We start from the raw sequence: 905 nt of genomic DNA on the forward strand, positions 1-905 counted from the left end.
TTTGCATAGTGATGGTGTGAATCTTGCAGTCGAGTCCATTCAACCTAAAATTCCGGTTTCTACATGGAAAGGGCGTGTGAGAAATAAACGACATGCCAAAGATCAAAAATCTTTAACGAATAGCAAATTGAACCTTGGTTTTACAATTCGTCCAACGCCCAGATTTAATTATTTGAAGTATCCAGATTTAGGGATAGGGACTTCGAAGAAAAACGCACCAGAAAAAATCTTAGAGCACGGTTTGCAAACCGCTACTCCAAAGATAGCAGAACGTTTAAATATAGAATTAGATAAAGTTATCAATCAAACAATGGGAGGTTAATTATAATGGCAAAAATTATTGAAGAATTTGATTCCATGACATTTACAAACGTAGGTATTCAATTTATTAAAGGTGGGATCCAACAAGTGGGTACAAATTTCGGTTGTGTTGGAACCATCGAAGGCGAAACAGAAATGCTCGAGAAAGTAAAAAAATGCGAGGGTGTAGAAGTTAAAAAAATCTCTAAGCCTACTAAAATGAATATGACTCTTTCTGGTCATTTACGTGTAGATGTACTTAGAAGGCTTTTCGGAATTAAAACAGATGGGTTAAAAGCGGGTGTATGGTCATACGGTACCACATCAAAGGGAGAATCCTTTGTTTTAACTGCTGACGTCGTTGATGAATTTTCGGAGTTCAAAAAATTCGTTGCCTTCTCTAATTGTGCATCTACAACAGGATTTAAATTTAAAGTGGAAAACGGGTCAGATGAAGTAGCAGAAACAGAGTTAGAGTTTACAGCCCTTAAAGATAGTAACGGGGAATTTTATTACGAAGCATTAGCGGATGAAGTGGAAGATGCACAGGTAAAGGGAAAATGGCATACACAATTCACACCAGAACTAGTAAAAGCAGTAGCAAC

General features: G+C 37.0%; 2 protein-coding genes. Both read left to right on the top strand.

Annotated elements, in window-relative coordinates:
* The first annotated feature begins 1 nt into the window (after position 1).
* Entirely contained in the window at positions 2–322 is a 321-nt protein-coding gene (locus ACQGS6_RS29290) for a hypothetical protein (protein WP_426966098.1), read from the top strand.
* A gap of 5 nt (positions 323–327) precedes the next feature.
* The coding region (locus tag ACQGS6_RS29295) for a phage tail protein (RefSeq protein ID WP_426966099.1) at positions 328–905 on the top strand (578 nt) is incomplete at its 3' end.

This window comes from Bacillus sp. GMs2/2, from assembly GCF_050172095.1.
Classification (GTDB): domain Bacteria; phylum Bacillota; class Bacilli; order Bacillales; family Bacillaceae_G; genus Bacillus_A; species Bacillus_A cereus.